The sequence below is a fragment of the Pseudomonas sp. AC229 genome (genome assembly GCF_979254655.1).
In genome coordinates this window covers 352,280-373,004 of sequence record NZ_CEEDHK010000004.1, presented here as the reverse complement: position 1 = coordinate 373,004, position 20,725 = coordinate 352,280, and the positions used below count along the sequence as shown (strand labels likewise).

Sequence of the window (20,725 nt, the reverse complement as noted above, 5' to 3'; positions counted from 1 at the left end):
TTGCGGCAGGTACTGCCGTTATTTACTTTGTATGTTTGTGTTATCCCCCCCAAACCCCCCGGTTGGGGGCCAAAAGCAGAAAAGCATTAAAAGCTATTTGGCTAGCCCTGCTGGATGATTCACCCATCTCTATGACCGTCGTGCCCAGCCCTACGGGCGACGGTCAAGGGGCAGCCCATGCCCAGACAGCGCCCACGACTATGCGTCGTCTGGGCGGGGGTCTTATCGCGTAATAGATACAGCCGTGTTCGCAGCCGCGATAAGGGTTCACCGAGCGGTCGAAGCCGACGTCCGGCGAAGTGTTGCGGGTGATCACGCTTTTGGCGAACTCTTCACGCACTTCCGTGGTGAAGGTCAGCGGGGTTTCTTCCTGAAACCAGCCGTCGTCTTCGCGCACCGAGCGGGTGGCGGCGAAGCGGTTATGCGGGTTGCTGGCCGTACCTCGGCCACGGGGCGGGAGAAACTGCGACATGGCGCACCTGCAAACGATTTAACTGGATGGATGTACAGTAAATCGTTTGCTGGAAACACGCCAGTGCGCGCGGGGAAGTTTCCGCTCAGCGGCTTTCTGCGGTCGCGCTGACCTCGGTTTCATTGCGCTCGGCGTAGCGCTGGGCCAGCACGGCGCAGACCATCAGCTGAATTTGGTGGAACAGCATGAGCGGCAGAATCAGCAGGCCGATGCTGCCGCCGGCGAACAACACCTGCGCCATGGGCACGCCGGTCGCCAGGCTCTTTTTCGAACCGCAGAACAAAATGGTGATGCGGTCTTCCATGTTGAAACCCAGCCACTTGCCGAGCAGGTGAACCAGCACCAACACCAGTGCCAACAGCACGCAGCAGGCCAGCAGCAGCCAGAGCAGTTTCGGCAACGGCACTTGATGCCACAGGCCTTCGATCACGGCCTCGCTGAACGCGGTGTAGACCACCAGCAGAATCGAGCCTTGGTCGACGAAGCGCAGCCAGTTTTTGTTAGCCGCCACCCAATTGCCGATCCAGCGCCGCGCGATTTGGCCGGCAATGAAAGGCAGCAGCAACTGCACACTGATTTTGACGATGGCATCGAGGGTAGAGCCGCCGTCGCCGTGCACGTCGAGCAACAGCGTGACCAGCAGTGGTGTCAGAAAAATCCCAAACAAACTGGAGGCAGCGGCGCTGCAAATAGCCGCCGGAATGTTGCCGCGCGCCAGCGAAGTGAAAGCGATGGCCGACTGCACCGTGGCGGGCAACGCGCACAGGTACAACATGCCCATATACAACTCGGTGCCCACCAGCGGCGACAGCACTGGCTTCAGCGCCAAACCCAGCAGTGGGAACAACACAAAGGTGCAGGCAAACACCAACAGGTGCAGGCGCCAGTGGCCGGCGCCGGCAATGATGGCCTCGCGCGACAATTTGGCGCCGTGCAAAAAGAACAGCAGGGCGATGGCGATGTTGGTGATCCAGCCAAACGCCACCGCCGCCTGGCCGCTGCACGGCAGCAGGCTCGCAGTGGCGACGACGGCGATCAGGGTGAGGGTGAAATTGTCGGGGAGAAGTCGGGAGCGGGCCATGGGCGGTGGTTCCGGTCGGGTTGCCAAAGAGTAGGGCGGACTTTACCGTGGGGCCCTTGTTACCGACTAACGCAAGAAAGCCAGAATATGCCGGCAAACGGACAGATTTTTCTCGGGCAACGCCAGGTGCCGGACCTTCCGCGCCTGCCGCGCCCCGTGTATTCCCGCGCTGAGTCGCTGCCGCTGCAAGTCAGCACGCCGCGCCACAGCCATCCGTGGGTGCAACTTTCCTACGCCATCCAGGGCGTGCTGCACGTGCACACCAATGCTGGCAGCTTCGTTGCGCCGCCGCAGCGGGCCATCTGGATTCCGGCGGGCCTGGAGCATGAAGTGATCAGCTCGCCGCGCACTGAATTGCGCGGCTTGTACCTCGATTGCGCCGTCACCGACTGGGCGCCCAGCCATTGCCGCGTGTTGAGCGTGAGCCCACTGACCCGCGAACTGATCAGCCGCTTCGCGCAATTGCCAGTGGAATACGACGAAGCCGGCGCCGATGGCCGCCTGGTGCAGGTGATGTTGGACCAGCTGCGTAACGCCGAGGAAGTGCGGCTGTCGCTACCGTTGCCCACCGATCCGCGTTTGCAGCAGCTGTGCCGGCAGTTGCAGGTGCATCCTGAAGATGGTCGCAGCCTGAGCGATTGGAGCAAACAACTGGGCGCTTCGGAGAAAACCTTGAGCCGGCTGTTCATGCGCGACACCGGCCTGACCTTTCGCGCCTGGCGGCAACGGCTGCGCTTGCTCGGCGCGCTGTCGCCGCTGGAACAAGGGGCGCGGGTCACGGATGTGGCGTTGGGGTGCGGGTATGACTCGACGTCGGCGTTTATTGCGGCGTTTCGGCAGCAGTTTGAATGCACGCCGGGGGAGTTTTTTCGGCGGGGCTAGTGCCTGAATGCAAGGTTTGCAGGGATCGAGGCTGAAGCCTCTCCTACAGGTGAGCGGAGCGGTGACTTCTGTAGGAGAGGCTTTAGCCTCGAGCTTTTAATCGCCCAAACCTAACCCAGCCTCCGAACCTCCAACCCCCCATAACTCACCGCCTCAGCATCCGCCGATAACGCCAACCGCCCCGCCTTCGCCAATTCCCGGGCTCGCCAAAATACGAAGAAGTCGGTGGCGAAAAACCCGTCGCTGCGCTTCATCACCTCGGCCATCACCTGCGCCAACGGCTGCCAATCCTGGGTACACGCTGCCAGCAGGGTTTCGTCGGTGGTGAGGTAACCCTCGCCTTGGAAGCGGTTGTTCGACCAGCGCCGAACTCCCGCATTTTCCGCCACCACCTGCCGCCATTGCCCCGCCAATTGCTGGCGCCGCGAAGAGCTGACCAGCCGAGGTTGGTACAGGCTGAGCAGTTCGTCCGGCGCATGCATGGCCACGGCGCGGCGCCAGGCTACGCGGCTGTCGCCGGTGCCGCAGGGCACTTCGAAGAAGGGCAGGTTGCTGCGCTGCAACGCAGCGGCCACGCGGCAGAGCATCAGTTGCTCCGAGGCACTGTCGCCATGCCACACGGTGACCGGTTTGGTTTCGTTGGCGAGGCTGGCCAGCCAGTGCACGTCGTCGCCCAGGGTGGAAAAGTCCGGCGCCGGTTGCACGGCGGCGGGCCACACGCCTTGCCAGAACGTAGCGCGCTCGGCGCACGGCGGCTGGTCGACATCTACCAAAGGCCCAACCGCCAGGTCATCGCGCAACACTTGCAGCGATAACCCTTCACCCACCACGCGTGTTACGCCCTTCACCGCGTTGTCGCCACAAACGACATGCCACATAGACGCTACTCGCTTGGTTTCTTCAGCTTGGGATTCGGAAAGAATTGCACGCCCTGCACTTTCGGGTCTGCCGGTTTGGCGGCGTTTTTGTTGACCCGTGTGCCCAGCTCTTTCGGAACCGACTGGCCTTGCTCGTTCAGGGTGTCAGCGTAGCCGCAGGCCACGCATTCGCGGTGGGGAACGCCGTCGACGTCCCACATTTGAATTTTGTCGCCCTCGCTGCACGCCGGGCATACGGCGCCGGCGATAAAGCGTTTTTTGCTCGTGGTCATTACGCGGCCTCCGCGCTCAGGCCGAGGTGGCGCAGCAGGGCGTCGATGCTCGGTTCGCGGCCACGGAAGTCGACAAACAGCACCATCGGCGCCTGCGAGCCGCCCCGGGCCAGAATGGCTTCGCGGAAGGCGCGGCCGGTGTCCGGGTTGAGCACGCCGTCTTCTTCGAATTTGGAGAAGGCATCGGCCGACAGCACTTCAGCCCATTTGTAGCTGTAGTAACCGGCCGCGTAACCGCCGGCGAAGATGTGCGCGAAGCTGTTGGGGAAGCGGTTGTACGCTGGCGGACGCATGACCGAGACCTCGGCGCGGATGTTTTCCAGCACGTCCAATACCGAGCGGCCGTCGCCATGGGTGGCGTGCAATTCGAAGTCGAACAGCGAGAATTCCACCTGCCGCGCCATCATCAGGCCGGACTGGAAGTTCTTCGCCTCCAGCATTTTTTCCAGCAGGTTTTGCGGCAGCGCCTCGCCGGTTTTGTAGTGCCCGGAAATCAAGGCCAGACCTTCCGGCTCCCAGCACCAGTTCTCCATGAACTGGCTCGGCAGCTCCACGACATCCCACGCCACGCCGTTGATGCCCGACGCCCCGGCGTGCTCGACGCGGGTCAGCAGGTGGTGCAGGCCATGGCCGAATTCGTGGAACAAGGTGGTCACTTCATCGTGCGTCAGCAGCGCCGGTTGGTCGCCCACGGCCGGCATGAAGTTGCACACCAGGTTGGCCACCGGGCTGACGATGCTGCCGGCTGCGGTGCGGCGTTTGTCGCGCGCGCCGTCCATCCAGGCACCGCCGCGTTTGTTGGGGCGGGCGTAGAGGTCGAAGAAGAAGCGGCCGACGTGCTCGCCGTTTTCCTTGATTTCGAACAGGCGAACGTCCGGGTGCCAGGTGTCGAAGCCTTTCAGCTCGGTGATTTCGATGCCGTACAGCTTTTGCACGATGGCGAACAGGCCGCTCAACACTTTGTCGATGGGGAAGTAGGCGCGCAGGATTTCCTGGGAAATGCTGTAGCGCTGCTCGCGCAGTTTCTCGCTGTAGTAACCGACGTCCCAGCTTTGCAGGTCCGCGCAGCCTTGCTCGGCGGCATAGGCCTTGAGCTCGCTCAAGTCCTGTTCGGCAAACGGCTTGCTGCGCTGCGCCAGGTCGCGCAGGAAGCTCAGCACCTGCTCGTTGTTCTCGGCCATTTTGGTCGCCAGGCTCAGCTCGGCAAAGTTGGCGAAGCCCAGCAGTTGCGCCAGTTCCTGACGCAGGTCGAGGATTTCTGCCATCACCGGGCCGTTGTCGTTCTGGCCGGCGTTCGGGCCTTGGTCCGAGGCGCGGGTGCAGTAAGCGGCATACAGCTCTTCGCGCAGGGTGCGGTCGTTGGCGTAGGTCATCACCGCGTAGTAGCTGGGGAATTCCAGGGTGATCAGCCAGCCATCCAGTTCTTTGGCGGCGGCGGCCTGGGCCATTTGCGCTTTGGCCGAATCCGGCAGGCCGTCGAGGGCGGCTTCGTCGGTGATGTGTTTGGTCCACGCTTGGGTGGCGTCGAGCAATTGGTTGGAGAAGCGGCTGCCCAGCTCAGACAGTTTCATTTGAATGGCGCCGTAGCGCTGTTGCTCAGCCGGCGGCAAGTCGATGCCCGAGAGGCGGAAGTCGCGCAGGGCGTTTTGCAGAATGGTCTGCTGCGCCACGTCAAAGCTGGCGGCGGCCGGGCTGTTGGCCAGCCCTTCGTAGGCTTGGAACAGCGCGCGGTTCTGGCCCAGTTCGGTCCAGTATTCCGACAGTTTCGGCAGGCAGGCCTCGTACGCTTCGCGCAGCTCGGGGCTATTGCGCACGGCGTTCAAGTGGCTGACCGGGCTCCAGGCGCGACCCAGGCGTTCGCCTTGTTCGTCCAGCGCCAGCACCAAGCCTTCCCAGGTGGGGGTGGCGGGCTGTTCGGCGAGCAATTTGGCCAACGCCGCGCGGCCTTCGGCCAGCAGTGTGTCGACGGCAGGTTCAACGTGTTCGGGGCGGATGGCGGAGTAGGGTGGAAGGTCGAAGGCTTGCAGTAGAGGGTTGTTCTCGCTCACGACGGTCACCTGTCTGGCTATGAATGGTGTGCTTCAGTTCATTGGATGCGCTGGAGCAGATATGGCGCCATCTTAATTACAATCAACCTTTAACGCAGCTTTAGAGGTTTCTATCGTGGCTATTCGAACGTACCAGGGCACCACGCCGCAGCTCGGCGCAAAGGCATTTGTCGACGGGTCGGCCGTGGTCATTGGCGATGTGGTGGTGGGCGATGACAGCTCGGTGTGGCCGCTCACGGTCATTCGCGGCGACATGCACCGCATCCGCATCGGCGCGCGCACCAGCGTGCAAGACGCCAGCGTGTTGCATATCACCCACGCCGGCCCGTTCAACCCCGACGGCTTCCCGTTATTGATCGGCGATGACGTGACCATTGGCCATAAAGTGATGCTGCACGGCTGCACCGTCGGCAATCGCATCCTCATCGGCATGGGCTCGACGGTGATGGACGGCGCGGTGATTGAAGACGAGGTGATTCTCGGCGCCGGCAGCCTGGTGCCACCGGGGCGCGTATTGGAGAGCGGCTTTCTGTACGTGGGCAGCCCCGCCAAACAAGTACGCCCGCTCACTGAAAAGGAGCGGGCGTTTTTTACCTACAGCGCGGCGAACTACGTGCGGCTGAAAGACCAGCACTTGGCCGAGGGTTACGACCAACTGGGCGGCTAAAACTCTGTAGGAGAGGCTTCAGCCTCGATGCTTTTCAGATCAAACGCATCGCGGCTAAAGCCTCTCCCACAGGGATCAGCGCCGCACGGTCTTACAGAAACATACCGCCCGAGGCCTCGATGCGCTGGGCGTTGATCCAACGGCTGCCGTCGCTGAACAGCAGGGCGATGGCGGCGCCGATGTCGTCGGGCACGCCGACCCGGCCCAGGGCGGTGTTGCTGGCGACCATGGCATTGAGGTCAGCGTTATCGCGTACCGCGCCGCCACCGAAGTCGGTTTCGATCGCGCCGGGTGCCAGGGTGTTCACGCTGATGCCACGCGCGCCCAACTCCTTGGCTTGATAGCGGGTGAGCACTTCGATGCCGCCCTTCATCACGGCGTAGGCCGCGTAGCCCGGCAAGGCGAAGCGGGCCAGGCCCGACGACACATTGAGAATGCGCCCGCCATCGGCCAGCAGCGGCAATAAGCGTTGGGTCAGAAAGAACGGGCCTTTGAGGTGCACGTTCACCAACTGGTCGAACTGCGCTTCGCTGGTTTCGGCAAAGCTGGCGTGGATGCCCATGCCGGCGTTGTTCAGCAGGAAGTCGAATTTATCGGTTTCAAAATGGCTGCCCAGCGCGGTGCCGACGGTGTCGGCAAACGCGGCAAAGCTGGCGCTGTCGCCGACGTCCAGTTGCAGCATCACAGCGCGGCCGCCGGCTTCTTCGATTTGCTTCACTAGCGCATCAGCGTCGTCGCGGCGGCTGTGGTAGGTGCCGATAATGTCGACGCCCTGGGCTGCCAGGTGCAGTGCTGCGTTTTTGCCGAGGCCGCGGCTGGCGCCGGTGATAAGAGCAATTTTACGCGTCATGGTGGTTTCTCCCGGTGGGCTGGTGGTGAAGTCGACGCCACTGTAGGCTCGACGTATAAGCCGATAAAGCCGAAGAATCTGCACATACCATGCGGATTAACCGAACAATAGGCGTGCCGCCATGAACAAACTTGAGCTGTATAAAACCTTTGCCCGCGTAACCGAACTGGCCAGCTTTACGGGTGCCGCCGACAGCTTGGGGTTGCCGAAATCGACCGTGTCTGAACACGTGCGCTTGCTTGAGGAAATGCTCGGCGCGCGCCTGCTGCAGCGCACCACGCGCAAGGTGCAAGCGACGCAAGACGGCTTGGTGCTCTACGAACGCTGCAAAGACATGCTCGACCAAGTGGACGAGTTGGAAAGCCTGTTCCGCCAGGATCAGAGCGTGCGCGGCCGCTTGCGCATCGACATGCCCACCGTGACCGCGCGTGAATTTGTGCTGCCGCGTCTGGCCGAATTCAGCGAGCAGCATCCGCTGATCGAAATAGAAGTGAGCGCCACCGACCGCCTGGTTGACTTGGTGCGCGAAGGCTTCGACTGCGTGATGCGCGTGGGCGAATTGCCCGACACCACGCTGGTGGCCCGCCCGCTTGGCGCGTATCGCCAAGGCAATTTCGTTAGCCCCGGCTACCTGAAGCGCTATGGCACGCCGCGCTCGTTGGCCGACCTGGCCGAGCACCGGCTGGTGCATTACGCGTCCACCTTTGGCTCACGCCCAACCGGTTTTGAATACCACCTGCGTGGCAAACGCCACTGCCTGCCGATGGCGGGCGCGGTGACCGTTAACAACGCCGATTGCTACTACGCCGCGTGCCTGGCGGGCTTCGGCATTATTCAGGCGCCGGTGGCCGGCAAGCGCGACAGCCTGGCGCGGGGTGAGCTGGTGGAGGTGTTGCCCGAGTTCGTCCCGGCGCCCATGAAAGTCACGTTGCTGTACGCCCACCGGCGCAATTTGCCCAGGCGCGTGCGGGTGTTTATGGACTGGTTGGCGCAGGTGCTGGAGCCGCAGCTGAGTGCGTAAATGGTTGGGTAGGAAGTGCCATAGCATCGCCGCTAAAAGCCGCTTTCAAGGTTTTTGACCGAGTTGTGCTTGCTATCATGGCGCCCCCGAACCCTTGGGCCCGCCTAGCCATGCATCAGCAGACCATCCTTTTTGACCTCGACGGCACCCTCACCGACCCGCGTGAAGGCATCACCCGTTCGATTCAATTTGCCCTCGCCCAGCTCGGCATCGACGAGCCCGACCTGCGTCAGCTCGAGCACTTTATCGGCCCGCCGCTGCTGCAAGCCTTTATGCAGTTTTACGGGTTCGACGAAGCCAAAGCCTGGCAGGCGGTGAATTTTTACCGGGAGCGTTTCAAGGTCACCGGTCTTTATGAAAACCGCGTGTTCGAGGGCGTCAGCGAGCTACTCGGCAGCCTCACGGCGCAAGGCCGCACGTTGTACATCGCCACCTCGAAGCCCCACGTGTTCGCGCGTGAAATTGCCCGCCACTTCGACTTCGCCAAGCATTTCAAAGTGATTTACGGCAGCGAGCTGGACGGCACCCGCACCGACAAGGTCGAGCTGATCGCCCATGTGCTGGAGCAAGAGCAACTGGACCCAGGCCAGACCCTGATGATCGGCGACCGCAAACACGACCTGATCGGCGCGCACCGCAATGGCCTGCAAAGTGTGGCGGTGGGCTATGGCTTTGGCAGCGAAGAAGAGATCCAGGCGCAAAACCCGACGTTTCACTTCCGCACGCTGGCCGAGCTGCACCAGGCATTCGCGCGTTAACGGCCTTCGCTTTGCAGCTGAGCCAGGCGGGCTTGTCGCTCGTTGTCCGGTAACTCGCCCAGGCGTTTGACCTCGGCGTAAAAGCGCGGCCAGTCGCCCTGCACCTGGTTGAACAACGCGGCAAACGCCGGCTGCCATTGGTCATACAGGCCGAAAGGCAGCAGCTTGGCGTTGTTGAGCGGGCCGAACGTCCAGGCGTCGTAACGGCCATCGCCGGCCCAGGCGGTGGTTCGCAACGCGAGGTAGTCGCGGCGCAAACGCTCAAATTCTGCCGCCTTTTCCACGCGCATTTGCGCCTCGGGCTTGCCGCTGGCGTAGAGGGTTTGCAGGCGCTCCCGACTGGCCAGCACCAACGTGCTGAACTGCTCGCGTTGCCGCTCTCTCGCGCCGCCTTCAGGCGCTTTCAAGCCGCGCGCCTGGCGCCATTGGCGCAGGCCTTCGGTTTCGACAAAGCTGGCGTACGACTCGTTGAACGCGGTGTCGCCCGGCAAATAAAACTGCTGGTGCGCCAGCTCGTGGAAGATCACCGCCACCCAGCGTTGGTCGTCCCAGCGCAGCATGGTGTTGAGCAGCGGATCGGCAAACCAGCCGAGGGTGGAATAGGCCTCGATGCCAGCGACGTAAGTGTCGAGCCCGTCCTGCTTCATCAGCGCTGCCGCACCGCGCGCACGGTTTTGATCGTAGAAGCCGCGATAGGCCACGCACCCGGCAATCGGGAAGCAATGCGTCTGCGGCTCCAGGGAAAATTCCGGCGTGGCGAACACATTCCACACCACGTAAGGGCGGCCGAGGTCGGCATACAGGCGGTAGCTCTGGTTATCCGGCAGCGCGAGTTGGGCGCTGGCGAAGCGGCGCGCCTCTTGTGCCAGCTGCAAGCGTTGGCGCAGGCCGGGGTCGAGGTCGGGCTTGGCAAGCAGGTCGCTGATCGGTTCGCGGCGGCTCAGCAGGTCAACCTGGCCGGTAAGCAACTGCGTGTAATAGCTGCAACCGTTCAGCAGCAAAACCAGCAGCAGCGGAACCCAGCGCCAGCGCGGCAGGTCGAGTAACCAGGATAAGCAGGGCAGCATCGGGCGATCCGGGCAGGGCGGTGGCGGAGCCACGAAACCTACCCCATCCCGGCGGCGCGCTCCAGGCTCGTCCTTATAAAAATCAGACCGACCACGGAGCCCACGCCATGCGCCGATTTTTGCTCGCCACCAGCCTGCTCAGTTTTGGTGGCTGCGCCATGATGCCGTCCCCCGACCCTAGCCAGGCGTGGGTCGATTTACGCACCAGCGAAGCCAACACCCTGCAAGCCGCGAAAGTGGACGCCAGCGAGCTGGAAGATGATCGCTATTTCCAAGTGACCCCCGGCCAGCACGAATTGCACATGCGCCTGCAATTCGCCGTCACCCCCAGCAACATCGGCCCCGACAGCCAGGGGCTGGAACGCACCTGCGTGCTCAAGCTCGACTACCCTGAATTCGCCGCCGGCCAGCGCTATAAAGTAGTGGCTGGCAGCATTGGATTTCGCCCGTGGGCCAAGCTCTATGACCAGCAGCACCAACTGCTGGCGCGGGCGCGGGAGAGCCGTTGCGGCGAGGTGTGATTGCCCCGATGATGCGTGCTTCTGCAAGAGATGAGACGACCATGCGCCTGCTGCCGATTTTGCTCTGTGCCTTGCCCCTGACCGCCTGCGCTGCGGCGCTGCCCGAGCCTGACCCGCAGCAAGCGTGGATCGAGCTGTACAGCACGCCCGGCAACACCTTGATGGCACAGAAGCTGGACGGCAAAAAAGTCAGCGACGGCCGTTTCTTCCAAGTCAGCCCTGGCAGCCACGAGTTGCGCGCGCGCTTTCAATTCGAGGTGGAAACCGGCGGCGGCATGATGGGCAATCCAAGGCAGATCACCTGCCATTTGAAGCTCAACTACGACTTCGTCGCCGGCCAGCGCTATCGCCTGGAAGCGCGGCCGGTGGCAATGAGCACACAAGCCTGGCTGTACGCCTCGCCGCGCAAAGCGCTCAAGCAAGTGAGCGTGGAACGATGCGGGCCCGTGTGAGCCCTGCGATGGCCTGAACCTAACGGCGTGCCGCTGCCTCGAACCTAGATAGCGCGCCGTCATCCCGAGGCGCCAGGCACCTGGGGCATTTCAGGCGATGAGCTTTCTGCACTGGATGGCGGTGCTCGGCAGCATTCTGCTGATTCTCACCTTGGCTTCGGCCTATCTCCGTTGGTTACCGGTTTCCACCTCTGCCCTGTATTTGTTGTTTGGCCTGGCAATCGGGCCATTGGGGCTGGGTCTGTGGGAAATGAAATTCGAAGACGTGGCCCCATGGCTCGAACACCTGACTGAAGTGGCGGTGCTGTTTTCCCTGTTCAGTGGCGGCATGAAACTGCGCCTGCGCTTCTCCGACCCGGCGTGGCGCAGCGCTTACTTGCTCGCCGGGCCGGTGATGGTGGCGTGCATTCTCGGGGTGGCGCTGGTGGGCCACTACGGGTTCGGGCTGGGCGTTGGGCTGTCGCTGATGATCGGTGCGGTGCTGGCGCCGACCGATCCGGTGCTGGCGAGCTTGGTGCAGGTGAACCACGCGCGCGACTTCGACCGGTTGCGCTATGGCCTTTCAGGCGAGGCGGGGCTGAACGATGGCATGGCCTTCCCCTTCGTGTTTTTCGCCCTGCTATGGATTCAGCACGAAGGCGCACCGCAGGAATGGGCCGGCGAATGGGCGCTGCACCGCCTGCTCTGGGCGGTGCCGGCCGGGTTGTTGATCGGCTTTGTGCTCGGACGCGGCGTCGGGCGCTTGGCCATCTACCTGCGCACTCGCCACCGCGACGCGGCGATTTCGCCCAACGACTTTTTGGCGATGGCCTTGATCGCGTTGTCGTACTGGCTGGCGGAAACGGTCAGCGCGTGGGGCTTTCTTGCCGCGTTCGCCGCCGGCATCGGCCTTCGGCACGCGGAAGTGGCCTCGTCCGATAACTCCAGCGTGCCCGCCGAGGAGGTGGCCATGGCCGTTCCCAAAGAGGGCGGCACCCTGGATGAAGTGAAAGAGCAAGTCAGCCATACCGACGAACCGAAAGTCGTCGCGGGGTTGTTAGTGGGGGAAATTCTGTCGTTCGGCGACATCGTCGAACGGGTGCTGGAAGTGCTGCTCGTGACCCTGCTCGGCGCGCTGCTGGCCTTTCACTGGGACTGGCGCGCGGTGCCGCTTGGGCTGGCGTTGTTCTGCATTGTTCGACCGCTGAGCGTGGTGGCCCTGGTGCGCGGCAACTCACTGAGCGAAGGGCAGCGTTGGCTGATGGGCTGGTTCGGCATTCGCGGGATCGGCAGCTTGTACTACCTGGCGTACGTACTGAACCACGGCTTGGAAGGCCCGGCGGCGCACGAAGCGATTGGGCTGACGTTGTCGGTAGTGGCGTTGAGTATTTGCGTGCACGGGCTGACGACGCAGCCGTTGCTGGATCGGTATGAGCGGGTGAAAGAGCGGCGCAAAGGCGGAGACTAGCGTTTGCAGGAATCGCGGCTGATCGGAATGCCGCCCAGCCCCTCCTACAGGTACAGCCGTACTCTGTAGGAGCGGCTTCAGCCGTGAGCTTTTTTAGTTTTCCAGCGTCGCTTCCAGCGTAATTTCCGCGTTCAGCACTTTCGATACCGGGCAACCGGTCTTGGCGGTTTCCACGGCTTTTTCAAATGCATCACGGTCGGCGCCCGGAATCTTGGCGCTGAGTTTCAGGTGCACGGCGGTGATGGCGAAGCCGCCCTCGACTTTGTCGAGGGTCACTTCGGCGTGGGTGTCGATGCTCTCAGCGGTCATGCCGGCTTCGCCGAGTTCCTTGGACAGGGCCATGGAAAAACAGCCGGCATGGGCAGCGCCGATCAGCTCCTCCGGGTTGGTGCCCGGGCCATCTTCAAAGCGGGTGTTAAAGCCGTAGGGGCTTTGTTTCAACACGCCGCTTTGTGTGGAGATGGTCCCTTTGCCGTCTTTGATGCCGCCTTGCCAGTGAGCAGATGCTGTCTTTTTCATCGTCGTTCTCCTTACCTGTGGGTATAGGTTTCAGAGGCGGCGAAGCGGCAGTCGTTCCTATTTTTTTGGTCAGGCGGCGTTCGGCTTAGCGCAGGCCGGCCAGCACTTCGTAGGAGTGCAGGCGGTCGACGAAGTCGTACATGTCGCTGGTGAAAATCAGCTCGTCGGCGTCGGTCTGCTCCAGCAATTGGTTGACGTGGCTGCGGATTGTTTCCGGGCCGCCGACCATCGCCAAGCCAAAAAACTCACCGACTGCCTGGCGTTCATGGGGCAACCACAACCCTTCCATGCTCTGCACCGGCGGCTTTTGCACCAGGCTCTGGCCGCGCAGCAGGGCGAGAATCCGTTGATAGGCGCTGGTGGCCAAGTATTGCGCTTGCTCGTCGGTGTCGGCCGCCAGCAGCGGCACACCGAGCATGACGTAGGGCTTGTCGAGCACCGCCGAGGGCTTGAAGTGATTGCGGTACACGCGAATCGCCTCGTGCATCATGCGCGGCGCAAAGTGCGAGGCGAAGGCATACGGCAAGCCGCGTTGACCGGCCAGTTGCGCACTGAACAGGCTGGAACCGAGCAACCAGATCGGCACTTGCGTGCCCGCGCCGGGCATGGCGATCACGCGTTGATTGCGTTGCAGCGGGCCGAGGTAGGTTTGCAGCTCGGTGAGGTCTTCGGGGAAATCATCGGCGCTGCCCGAGCGCTCCCGGCGCAGAGCGTGCGCGGTGTATTGATCGGCGCCGGGCGCGCGGCCAAGGCCCAGGTCGATGCGGCCGGGGTACAAGGTCGCCAGCGTGCCGAATTGTTCGGCGATCACCAGCGGCGCGTGGTTCGGAAGCATCACGCCACCGGCGCCCAGGCGAATGGAACTGGTGCCGGCGGCGAGGTAGCCGATCAACACCGACGTCGCCGAGCTGGCGATGCCGTCCATGTTGTGGTGTTCAGCCACCCAGAAACGGGTGAAGCCCAGTTTTTCTGCGTGTTGGGCGAGGGCCAGGGAATTGCGCAAAGCCTGCTCGGGACCGCCGTCGGCGCGGATAGGCGCGAGGTCGAGAACGGAAATTTTGATGTCGGAAATGGTCTTCATAAATGCTCTCCGGGCGGGTACCGGGGGAAAACAGCAACGTAATACCCGACTGTTTAAGTGGGGCTTAATGTACTGCTCTACAACCCCCTCGGGCAAACGAGTACCCGTTTTTGCGATTTACCGTTGCGATCTCAGCCTTACGCGAGTCGAGAGCGAGCGAGCTAGAGCAGTGCAAGGCGAAACGTCGTTTTGAAGCGCAATTGGCTGTAGCCAATGAGCAGTCAAAGCGGCGTTTCAACGCAGCAATGCCGACGCGCAGCCGCTCGCCCCCGTACTCAAAAAAAAACCGGCGCACGGGGCGCCGGTTATCTACTCAAGCGCGGTCAATTGCGCGCGTAAACGATCTCTTTGCTGCCAGCTTCACAAGTGCCAACCACTTGCTTGTCGCCGGCGCTGCCTTTCTCAACAATTTCCAGGCTGTAGGACGTGGCGCCCTTGGCTTGGATTTTCGCGTCAATTTCCGATTTCAGCTCTTCGCAGGGTTTCGCCGCCGCAAAGGCCGAGCCGGTCATCACTAACAGGCCAACGGCCAACATCACTTTTTTCATGGGGTAACGCTCCCTCGTTGGTAACAACAAATGCTCGAACACCGCGCCTAACCTCGAGCAGCAAAATTGGCGACCTGAGTCGCCAAAACAGACACCGGGCGGGCCACGGTGGATGCAGGCGGCCACGAGCCGCCGTGCGTTAACAGGTCAATCAGCTCGCGTCGATACGGAAGCCGACTTTCAAGGTCACCTGATAGTGGCCCACTTTTCCGTCAACAATGTGACCGCGGGTTTCGACCACTTCGAACCACTCCAGGTTGCGCACGGTTTTCGCCGTTTCGGCGAGTGCGCTTTGAATCGCATCTTCAATGCTGGTAGGCGACGAACCGACGATATCGAGCAGTTTGTAGGTGTGATGATCCGACATGCTGAAGTCCTCTTCTTGTGGAAACGCTTGTACAGATTCAGTCCCGCCTAGCGCTTGATAAGTTCAGATTAGCTGCACTTTCCCACCCGGTCGCAGTCACACCCCTACGAGCTACTTAATCGATAGGAGTTACGGACCATGGCTATTTTTGCTTCCCGCAATAAATCGCTGCACAGCATCGAAACTGAAATCGAGCACCTGATCTCCAGCCTCGACAGCTTAAAGAGCGAAGTGAGTGATGAATCGCAGAAATCGCTGAAAAGCCTGCGTACCAGCGCTGAGCGTGTGCTCGGCCATTCCCGCGACCTGCTCAGCGACACCTACGCCGACGTGAAAGAAAAAACCTACCAGACCGGCGTGGCGGCCCGTGATTACACCCGCGAGCACCCGGTTGCCTCTGCCAGCCTGGCGCTGGGCGTGGTGGCATTGGCCGGCTACCTGATCTTCCGCAACAACGATTGATCACCCGGCGACACTAGCCGAGTTGGCGCGCCAGCCACTGCGCCAACTCGGCGGCCCGCGCCGATGGCGTGCGCGCCGGCACCCAGAGCGCCAGCTTTGCGGTGGTTTCAACAAAGCCCCAGGGCGCGACCAGCCGCCCCGCCGCCAGCTCATCGGCCACCAGTTGCTGTGGCGCAATCGCCACGCCCAGTCCCGCTACGGCCGCTTCCAGCAAATAATACAAATGCTCGAAACCTTGTCCGAGCTGCAAGTGCGCGCGGTCGATGCCTTGGCTATTTGCCCATTGCGGCCAGGCTTGCGGTCGTGACGTGGTGTGCAGCAGGGCTTCGGCGGCGATTGCACTGGGCCCGGCCACGTTGAGCTGATTGAACCCGGCATAGCGTGGGCTCAGCACCGGGCCGATGCGCTCCACCGCCAACTCGAACACGTGCATGTCCGCGGGCCACGGCGGTTCGGCAAACCACAGCGTGGCGTCGATGCCGGCCCGGCGCGGGTCCAGGTCGCCATCGCTGGCCGACAACTGCAAGCGCAACTGCGGCAGCTCGCGGTTGAGCCGGTCCAGGCGCGGAATAAACCAGCGCGCCAACAGGCTGCCCGGGCAGGCCAGCACGAACGGCGCGTCGGCGGTTTGTTGTTTCAGCTCGGCGCAGGCGCTACGCAAGCGGTCGAAGGCATCCGCGCTGGCGTCACGCAAACGACTGCCGGCATCTGTGAGTTTTAAGCCGCGTCCGTCTTTGCTGAACAGCGCCACGCCCAGGTCCTCTTCCAGCACCTTAATCTGCCGGCTTACGGCGCCATGGGTCACATTAAGCTCGTTCGCCGCTTTGCTTAGGCTCTGCAGGCGCGCCGCTGCTTCAAACGCGCGCAGGGCATTGAGGGGAGGAAGATCGCGAGCCATAGCGGTTTAACCTGTGAGTTTTTCTAACAGATGGTGGCGATCTTATCGCTTTATTCCGGCGGACGTCGCGCCTAGAGTGAACGCCATCGAAATCCAGCTTCCAGCAGGAGCCCACCATGACCCAGACTTCCTACCGCAGCGGCCCAGACGCCACCGGCCTGTTCGGTTCGTTCGGCGGCCAGTACGTTGCCGAAACCCTGATGCCGCTGATTCACGACCTGGCGGCCGAATACGAAAAAGCCAAAGAAGACCCGGCGTTCCTCAAGGAGCTGGCTTACTTTCAACGCGACTACGTCGGCCGTCCAAGCCCGCTGTATTTCGCTGAGCGCCTGACCGAGTTCTGCGGCGGCGCGAAGATTTACCTCAAGCGCGAAGAGCTCAACCACACCGGCGCGCACAAGATCAACAACTGCATCGGCCAGATTCTGCTGGCGCGGCGCATGGGCAAAAAACGCATCATCGCCGAGACCGGCGCCGGCATGCACGGCGTGGCGACCGCCACCGTGGCTGCGCGTTTTGGCCTCGACTGCGTTATCTACATGGGCACCACCGACATCGATCGCCAGCAGGCCAACGTGTTCCGCATGAAGCTGTTGGGCGCTGAGGTGATTCCGGTCACCGCCGGCACCGGCACCCTGAAAGACGCGATGAACGAAGCCCTGCGCGACTGGGTGACCAACGTCGACTCCACCTTCTACCTGATCGGCACCGTCGCTGGCCCGCACCCGTACCCGGCCATGGTTCGTGACTTCCAGGCCGTAATCGGCAAAGAAACCCGCACCCAACTGCAAGATCAGGAAGGCCGCCTGCCGGACTCGCTGGTCGCCTGCATCGGCGGCGGCTCGAACGCCATGGGCCTGTTCCACCCGTTCCTGGATGACCAGAGCGTGCAAATCATCGGCGTTGAAGCGGCCGGTCACGGCATTGAAAGCGGCAAGCACGCCGCCAGCCTGAACGGCGGCGTACCGGGCGTGCTGCACGGCAACCGCACCTTCCTGCTGCAAGACGACGACGGCCAGATCATCGACGCCCACTCGATTTCTGCCGGCCTGGACTACCCCGGCATCGGCCCGGAACACGCCTGGTTGCACGACATCGGCCGCGTTGAGTACACCTCGATCACCGATACCGAAGCCCTCGCCGCGTTCCACAAATGCTGCCGCCTGGAAGGCATTATTCCGGCGCTGGAAAGCGCTCACGCCTTGGCCGAAGTGTTCAAGCGCGCACCCAAATTGCCAAAAGATCACTTGATGGTGGTGAACCTGTCGGGCCGTGGCGACAAGGACATGCAAACCGTCATGCACCACTTCGACGAACAGGAAGAACACATATGAGCCGCCTGCAAAGCCGTTTCGCCGAACTCAAACAACAGAACCGCGCCGCCCTGGTGACCTTCATCACCGCAGGCGATCCGGGCTACGCCACCTCGCTGGAAATTCTCAAAGGGTTGCCGGCAGCCGGCGCCGACGTGATCGAACTTGGCATGCCCTTCACCGATCCGATGGCCGATGGCCCGGCGATTCAGCTGGCCAACATCCGCGCGCTGGCTGCCAAGCAAGACCTGGCGAAAACCCTGCAAATGGTTCGTGAATTCCGCGAAGGCAACAGCGACACGCCGCTGGTGCTGATGGGCTATTTCAACCCGATTCACAAATACGGCGTGCCGGCGTTTATCGCCGATGCCAAGGCAGCGGGCGTCGACGGCTTGATCGTCGTTGATCTGCCGCCGGAACATAACGCCGACCTGTGCGATCCGGCGCAGGCAGCGGGCCTGGACTTCATTCGTCTGACCACGCCGACTACCGACGACAAGCGCCTGCCGAAAGTGCTCAACGGCAGCTCCGGCTTCGTTTACTACGTGTCGGTTGCCGGCGTAACGGGCGCGGGCTCGGCAACGCTGGAACACGTTGAGCAAGCGGTGGCCCGCCTGCGTCGCCACACCGATTTGCCCATCAGCATCGGCTTCGGCATCCGCACCGCTGAACACGCCGCGACCATCGCGCGGTTGGCCGACGGTGTGGTCGTGGGCTCGGCGCTGATCGACCACATCGCCAACGCCGCCAGCCAGCAAGAGGCCGTAAAGGGCGTGCTGGGTCTGTGTGCCGAACTGGCCGAAGGGGTACGTGGCGCGCGCAAATAAGCACAGCGTTGCCCAATAAAAAACCGCCACAGCCGAAAGGGTGTGGCGGTTTTTTTATGTCGCTGGACCAGGCTGTTGTAGGAGCCAGCTTGCTGGCGAACCCTGCAAACGAAAAGCTTCGCCAGCAAGCTGGCTCCTACGTGGGAGATCGACGGGGTTAAACCCGGAAATGACTCACCAACTGCTGCAACTGCCCACCTAAACGCGCCAGCTCCACGCTGGACGCGGCGGTCTCATCGCTAGCCGCTGCCGTCTGCTCTGACACATCGCGCACATTCAAAATGCTGCGGCTGATTTCTTCGGCCACGGCGCTCTGTTCTTCGGCCGCCGCGGCAATCTGCTGGTTCATGGACTGAATGTTCGACACCGTGGCGGTAATGCTTTCCAGCGCGGTGCCGGCTTTGCGGGTGAGCAGCACGCTGCTGTCGGTGAGGGTGCGGCTGTTGCTCATCACGGTGGCGACCCGCTGCGAGCCGCTTTGCAGGCCAGCGACCAGTCCGGCAATTTCTTCGGTGGATTGCTGGGTGCGCTGGGCCAGGCTGCGCACTTCGTCGGCCACCACGGCAAAGCCACGCCCGGCTTCACCCGCCCGCGCCGCTTCAATGGCGGCATTGAGGGCCAGCAGGTTGGTCTGGTCGGCAACGGCTTTGATCACGTCCATCACGCTGCCGATCTTGTCGCTTTCTTGTTGCAGCACATGCATGGCTTCGGTGGAGCGCGCCACTTCCTCGGCCAGGCGCTCGATTTGCGCGATGGCTTCGCCCACCACGCGGTCGCCTTCGCGGGCTTCCTGGTCGGCGAGGCTGGCAGCTTGAGACGCGTCTTCGGCGTTGCGCGCGACTTCCTGCACGGTGGCCGACATTTCATGCATGGCGGTGGCCACCTGGTCGGTTTCGATTTTCTGGCTGTTGACGCCCGCGCTGGTCTGCTCGGTGACGGCAGACAGCTCTTCGGCGGCGCTGGCGATTTGCGTAACGCCATCGCGGATGTGGCCAATCAGGTCCCGCAGGGTGGTGCCCATGCGCTGAATGCCTTGTTGCAGCACGCCCAGTTCGTCGCGGCGCGTTACGTTCAGGTTCTGCGTAAGGTCGCCGTCGGCAATGCGCTGCACCACGGCCAAGGTTTCCGCCAGCGGGCGGGTGATTTGCCGAGTGATGACCACGGCGGCCAGCACACCCAGCAACAACGCCAGCAGCGTGGCGCCCAGTTGCAGTTCACGGGCCTGGGCGCTTTCGGCGTCGCGGCGGGTGATCTGGATTTTGTTCAGCCCTTCGTTCAGGGAAACGATGGCGGCGCCTTGGTCGGTCATTTCCTTGCGCGCCAGGGCAATGGCGTCGACGGCGGCTTTGAAACGGCCCAGGGCGGCGCGGTAGTTCTGCAGGTGGCCTTCGAGTTGTTGCAACTCGCTGGCATGGGTTTCACCAAACGGGCCGCGCAAGTTCTGCAGGCCAGCGACGGCGGCATCCAACTGCTTGATGGCTTTCTGCTCGGTGTCGGCGTTTGGCGTGGCGGTGTAACCGCGCACCTCGTAGCGCGCCAGAATCAGTTGTTCGCGCGCCTGGGTGATGGTTTGAAAGGTGTCGAGGTCGGCGCGTTGCACGGCGTCGGCGTTAAGGGTGTCGAGCAGTTTGAGTGCCGCTTCGGCGTTACTGCCCATCTCGGTACGCGCGGCGCCGTTAGCGATGTAGCCGGCGCGCATGGCGTTAAGGGATTTCTGATACGCCTCGATCTGCGCTTTCTGCTCGTTGAGCAATTTGAGGTTGTCGGGGCTTTTGAAAGTGTCGAGCAGTTTCTGTTGCTGCTTGGCGAAGCCTTCGAGGGTGGTTTGCACGGTTTGCGCAATGGTCTCGTCGCCGTTGGCGATCATGTATTGCAGGCGGGTGATGCGCAGTTTGGTCAGCGCCGCGTCGAGCTGGGCAATGTCGCCCATCCAGATGCTACGGTTGATAAGGCCGCCCAGGCTGTTCCAACCCGTCACGGCGAGAATCACGGTAAGGGCCAGAACCAGGCCGAAGCCGAGCCCCAGTTTCTTGTTGACGCTGATGTTGCCGAACCATTCGTTCATAAACACTCCAGTGCTTTTGTGCGCGTCTTCGTTGGCATATGAAGACGTGGCTTACGGTTAAGTCGGAAAGGAAACCTGGAGGTCTTGTTGTTTTTGAACCAGTTCTCGCGTTGCATCGACGCCCCGGATGGCTCTCAGGCCACGCAATCAGTGTGGCTCACTGGCGCTAAACTGCATGTGCGTCACACTTGTGCGCGAAACGCGGGGCCGGCCCGCTCAGTTGTGAGCA

General features: G+C 62.4%; 22 protein-coding genes and 1 pseudogene. 10 read left to right on the top strand and 13 right to left on the bottom strand.

Annotation, left to right across the window (positions count from 1 at the left end; genetic code table 11):
* Positions 1-217 precede the first annotated feature (217 nt).
* Positions 218-472 (bottom strand): annotated as a pseudogene (locus AC0IW7_RS08205) (PA0069 family radical SAM protein); the annotation flags it as partial.
* Positions 473-557: 85 nt separating this feature from the next.
* Positions 558-1,553 (bottom strand): bile acid:sodium symporter family protein, encoded by a 996-nt coding sequence (locus AC0IW7_RS08200; protein ID WP_471817002.1) that lies wholly within the window; start codon positions 1,551-1,553, stop codon positions 558-560.
* A gap of 87 nt (positions 1,554-1,640) precedes the next feature.
* Between AC0IW7_RS08200 and AC0IW7_RS08195 the strand changes: the two genes are divergently transcribed.
* Positions 1,641-2,435: an AraC family transcriptional regulator gene (locus AC0IW7_RS08195; protein ID WP_471817000.1), complete on the top strand. Its 795-nt coding sequence runs from the start codon at positions 1,641-1,643 to the stop codon at positions 2,433-2,435.
* A 110-nt stretch (positions 2,436-2,545) separates the two neighbouring features.
* On the opposite strand, the gene AC0IW7_RS08190 is transcribed toward AC0IW7_RS08195, so the two are convergent.
* Genes AC0IW7_RS08190 through prlC form a run of 3 tightly spaced genes read right to left on the bottom strand, consistent with a single transcriptional unit; the run spans position 2,546 to position 5,633 of the window.
* On the bottom strand, positions 2,546-3,313 hold the full coding sequence (locus AC0IW7_RS08190; RefSeq protein WP_471816999.1) for a DUF1835 domain-containing protein: 768 nt from the start codon (positions 3,311-3,313) through the stop codon (positions 2,546-2,548).
* A gap of 5 nt (positions 3,314-3,318) precedes the next feature.
* Entirely contained in the window at positions 3,319-3,585 is a 267-nt protein-coding gene (locus AC0IW7_RS08185; protein WP_122492172.1) for a YheV family putative zinc ribbon protein, read from the bottom strand.
* Complete coding sequence (gene prlC, locus AC0IW7_RS08180; protein ID WP_471816997.1) at positions 3,585-5,633, bottom strand: oligopeptidase A; 2,049 nt, start codon at positions 5,631-5,633, stop codon at positions 3,585-3,587. Before prlC ends, AC0IW7_RS08185 begins: the two co-directional genes overlap by 1 nt.
* Positions 5,634-5,748: 115 nt before the next feature.
* Here prlC and AC0IW7_RS08175 point away from each other — a divergent pair, with 115 nt between their 5' ends.
* A complete protein-coding gene (locus AC0IW7_RS08175; RefSeq protein WP_471816995.1) occupies positions 5,749-6,300 on the top strand; it encodes a gamma carbonic anhydrase family protein in 552 nt (183 codons plus the stop codon).
* A 91-nt stretch (positions 6,301-6,391) separates the two neighbouring features.
* On the opposite strand, the gene AC0IW7_RS08170 is transcribed toward AC0IW7_RS08175, so the two are convergent.
* Positions 6,392-7,150 carry an SDR family NAD(P)-dependent oxidoreductase gene (locus AC0IW7_RS08170; RefSeq protein WP_471816993.1) on the bottom strand — a complete coding sequence of 253 codons (759 nt, stop codon included), beginning with the start codon at positions 7,148-7,150 and terminating at the stop codon, positions 6,392-6,394.
* 121 nt (positions 7,151-7,271) lie between these two features.
* Here AC0IW7_RS08170 and AC0IW7_RS08165 point away from each other — a divergent pair, with 121 nt between their 5' ends.
* Both AC0IW7_RS08165 and AC0IW7_RS08160 read left to right on the top strand, forming a co-directional pair.
* Positions 7,272-8,171 (top strand): LysR family transcriptional regulator, encoded by a 900-nt coding sequence (locus tag AC0IW7_RS08165; RefSeq protein WP_471816991.1) that lies wholly within the window; start codon positions 7,272-7,274, stop codon positions 8,169-8,171.
* 110 nt (positions 8,172-8,281) lie between these two features.
* Positions 8,282-8,929: an HAD family hydrolase gene (locus tag AC0IW7_RS08160; protein ID WP_471816989.1), complete on the top strand. Its 648-nt coding sequence runs from the start codon at positions 8,282-8,284 to the stop codon at positions 8,927-8,929.
* Here AC0IW7_RS08160 and AC0IW7_RS08155 read toward each other — a convergent pair.
* Positions 8,926-9,996 (bottom strand): aminopeptidase, encoded by a 1,071-nt coding sequence (locus tag AC0IW7_RS08155; protein WP_471816987.1) that lies wholly within the window; start codon positions 9,994-9,996, stop codon positions 8,926-8,928. The two genes, AC0IW7_RS08160 and AC0IW7_RS08155, sit on opposite strands and share 4 nt — an antisense overlap.
* A gap of 107 nt (positions 9,997-10,103) precedes the next feature.
* Between AC0IW7_RS08155 and AC0IW7_RS08150 the strand changes: the two genes are divergently transcribed.
* The 3 genes from AC0IW7_RS08150 (at position 10,104) to AC0IW7_RS08140 (ending at position 12,416) form a co-directional block, all read left to right on the top strand.
* Complete coding sequence (locus AC0IW7_RS08150) at positions 10,104-10,517, top strand: PA0061/PA0062 family lipoprotein (protein ID WP_463550934.1); 414 nt, start codon at positions 10,104-10,106, stop codon at positions 10,515-10,517.
* Between the two features lie 41 nt (positions 10,518-10,558).
* Positions 10,559-10,969, top strand: coding sequence for a PA0061/PA0062 family lipoprotein (locus tag AC0IW7_RS08145; protein ID WP_471816985.1), 411 nt, complete (start codon positions 10,559-10,561; stop codon positions 10,967-10,969).
* A gap of 97 nt (positions 10,970-11,066) precedes the next feature.
* Positions 11,067-12,416 (top strand): cation:proton antiporter, encoded by a 1,350-nt coding sequence (locus tag AC0IW7_RS08140; RefSeq protein ID WP_471816983.1) that lies wholly within the window; start codon positions 11,067-11,069, stop codon positions 12,414-12,416.
* Between the two features lie 93 nt (positions 12,417-12,509).
* Here AC0IW7_RS08140 and AC0IW7_RS08135 read toward each other — a convergent pair whose 3' ends face one another.
* From AC0IW7_RS08135 to AC0IW7_RS08120, 4 genes are all read right to left on the bottom strand, one after another.
* Complete coding sequence (locus AC0IW7_RS08135) at positions 12,510-12,935, bottom strand: OsmC family protein (RefSeq protein WP_471816981.1); 426 nt, start codon at positions 12,933-12,935, stop codon at positions 12,510-12,512.
* Between the two features lie 85 nt (positions 12,936-13,020).
* Positions 13,021-14,016, bottom strand: a complete 996-nt coding sequence (locus tag AC0IW7_RS08130; RefSeq protein WP_471816979.1) for an LLM class flavin-dependent oxidoreductase — start codon at positions 14,014-14,016, stop codon at positions 13,021-13,023.
* A 323-nt stretch (positions 14,017-14,339) separates the two neighbouring features.
* Complete coding sequence (locus tag AC0IW7_RS08125; RefSeq protein WP_463550932.1) at positions 14,340-14,564, bottom strand: DUF1161 domain-containing protein; 225 nt, start codon at positions 14,562-14,564, stop codon at positions 14,340-14,342.
* 151 nt (positions 14,565-14,715) lie between these two features.
* Positions 14,716-14,931: a dodecin gene (locus AC0IW7_RS08120; RefSeq protein ID WP_463384208.1), complete on the bottom strand. Its 216-nt coding sequence runs from the start codon at positions 14,929-14,931 to the stop codon at positions 14,716-14,718.
* A gap of 138 nt (positions 14,932-15,069) precedes the next feature.
* Here AC0IW7_RS08120 and AC0IW7_RS08115 point away from each other — a divergent pair, with 138 nt between their 5' ends.
* Positions 15,070-15,393: a DUF883 family protein gene (locus AC0IW7_RS08115; protein ID WP_122492158.1), complete on the top strand. Its 324-nt coding sequence runs from the start codon at positions 15,070-15,072 to the stop codon at positions 15,391-15,393.
* Between the two features lie 13 nt (positions 15,394-15,406).
* Here the strand turns inward: AC0IW7_RS08115 and AC0IW7_RS08110 are convergent, their stop codons facing one another.
* A complete protein-coding gene (locus AC0IW7_RS08110; RefSeq protein ID WP_471816976.1) occupies positions 15,407-16,291 on the bottom strand; it encodes a LysR family transcriptional regulator in 885 nt (294 codons plus the stop codon).
* A gap of 116 nt (positions 16,292-16,407) precedes the next feature.
* On the opposite strand from AC0IW7_RS08110, the gene trpB reads away from it, so the two are divergent.
* Both trpB and trpA read left to right on the top strand, forming a co-directional pair.
* Positions 16,408-17,625, top strand: a complete 1,218-nt coding sequence (gene trpB, locus AC0IW7_RS08105; protein WP_471816974.1) for a tryptophan synthase subunit beta — start codon at positions 16,408-16,410, stop codon at positions 17,623-17,625.
* Positions 17,622-18,431, top strand: a complete 810-nt coding sequence (trpA, locus tag AC0IW7_RS08100; RefSeq protein WP_471816972.1) for a tryptophan synthase subunit alpha — start codon at positions 17,622-17,624, stop codon at positions 18,429-18,431. Before trpB ends, trpA begins: the two co-directional genes overlap by 4 nt.
* Before the next feature lie 157 nt (positions 18,432-18,588).
* Here the strand turns inward: trpA and AC0IW7_RS08095 are convergent, their stop codons facing one another.
* The gene (locus tag AC0IW7_RS08095) at positions 18,589-20,496 is read right to left on the bottom strand and encodes a HAMP domain-containing methyl-accepting chemotaxis protein (RefSeq protein WP_471816970.1); all 1,908 of its coding nucleotides are present in this window, start codon (positions 20,494-20,496) and stop codon (positions 18,589-18,591) included.
* Positions 20,497-20,725: the final 229 nt, after the last annotated feature.

Excerpts from the sequence above, each read along its gene's own strand:
- AC0IW7_RS08200 (WP_471817002.1), bottom strand. The coding sequence starts at position 1,553 with ATGGCCCGCTCCCGACTTCTCCCCGACAATTTCACCCTCACCCTGATC.
- AC0IW7_RS08195 (WP_471817000.1), top strand. The coding sequence starts at position 1,641 with ATGCCGGCAAACGGACAGATTTTTCTCGGGCAACGCCAGGTGCCGGAC.
- AC0IW7_RS08190 (WP_471816999.1), bottom strand. The coding sequence starts at position 3,313 with ATGTGGCATGTCGTTTGTGGCGACAACGCGGTGAAGGGCGTAACACGC.
- AC0IW7_RS08185 (WP_122492172.1), bottom strand. The coding sequence starts at position 3,585 with ATGACCACGAGCAAAAAACGCTTTATCGCCGGCGCCGTATGCCCGGCG.
- AC0IW7_RS08170 (WP_471816993.1), bottom strand. The coding sequence starts at position 7,150 with ATGACGCGTAAAATTGCTCTTATCACCGGCGCCAGCCGCGGCCTCGGC.
- AC0IW7_RS08165 (WP_471816991.1), top strand. The coding sequence starts at position 7,272 with ATGAACAAACTTGAGCTGTATAAAACCTTTGCCCGCGTAACCGAACTG.
- AC0IW7_RS08160 (WP_471816989.1), top strand. The coding sequence starts at position 8,282 with ATGCATCAGCAGACCATCCTTTTTGACCTCGACGGCACCCTCACCGAC.
- AC0IW7_RS08155 (WP_471816987.1), bottom strand. The coding sequence starts at position 9,996 with ATGCTGCCCTGCTTATCCTGGTTACTCGACCTGCCGCGCTGGCGCTGG.
- AC0IW7_RS08150 (WP_463550934.1), top strand. The coding sequence starts at position 10,104 with ATGCGCCGATTTTTGCTCGCCACCAGCCTGCTCAGTTTTGGTGGCTGC.
- AC0IW7_RS08145 (WP_471816985.1), top strand. The coding sequence starts at position 10,559 with ATGCGCCTGCTGCCGATTTTGCTCTGTGCCTTGCCCCTGACCGCCTGC.
- AC0IW7_RS08140 (WP_471816983.1), top strand. The coding sequence starts at position 11,067 with ATGAGCTTTCTGCACTGGATGGCGGTGCTCGGCAGCATTCTGCTGATT.
- AC0IW7_RS08135 (WP_471816981.1), bottom strand. The coding sequence starts at position 12,935 with ATGAAAAAGACAGCATCTGCTCACTGGCAAGGCGGCATCAAAGACGGC.
- AC0IW7_RS08130 (WP_471816979.1), bottom strand. The coding sequence starts at position 14,016 with ATGAAGACCATTTCCGACATCAAAATTTCCGTTCTCGACCTCGCGCCT.
- AC0IW7_RS08125 (WP_463550932.1), bottom strand. The coding sequence starts at position 14,564 with ATGAAAAAAGTGATGTTGGCCGTTGGCCTGTTAGTGATGACCGGCTCG.
- AC0IW7_RS08120 (WP_463384208.1), bottom strand. The coding sequence starts at position 14,931 with ATGTCGGATCATCACACCTACAAACTGCTCGATATCGTCGGTTCGTCG.
- AC0IW7_RS08115 (WP_122492158.1), top strand. The coding sequence starts at position 15,070 with ATGGCTATTTTTGCTTCCCGCAATAAATCGCTGCACAGCATCGAAACT.
- AC0IW7_RS08110 (WP_471816976.1), bottom strand. The coding sequence starts at position 16,291 with ATGGCTCGCGATCTTCCTCCCCTCAATGCCCTGCGCGCGTTTGAAGCA.
- trpB (WP_471816974.1), top strand. The coding sequence starts at position 16,408 with ATGACCCAGACTTCCTACCGCAGCGGCCCAGACGCCACCGGCCTGTTC.
- trpA (WP_471816972.1), top strand. The coding sequence starts at position 17,622 with ATGAGCCGCCTGCAAAGCCGTTTCGCCGAACTCAAACAACAGAACCGC.
- AC0IW7_RS08095 (WP_471816970.1), bottom strand. The coding sequence starts at position 20,496 with ATGAACGAATGGTTCGGCAACATCAGCGTCAACAAGAAACTGGGGCTC.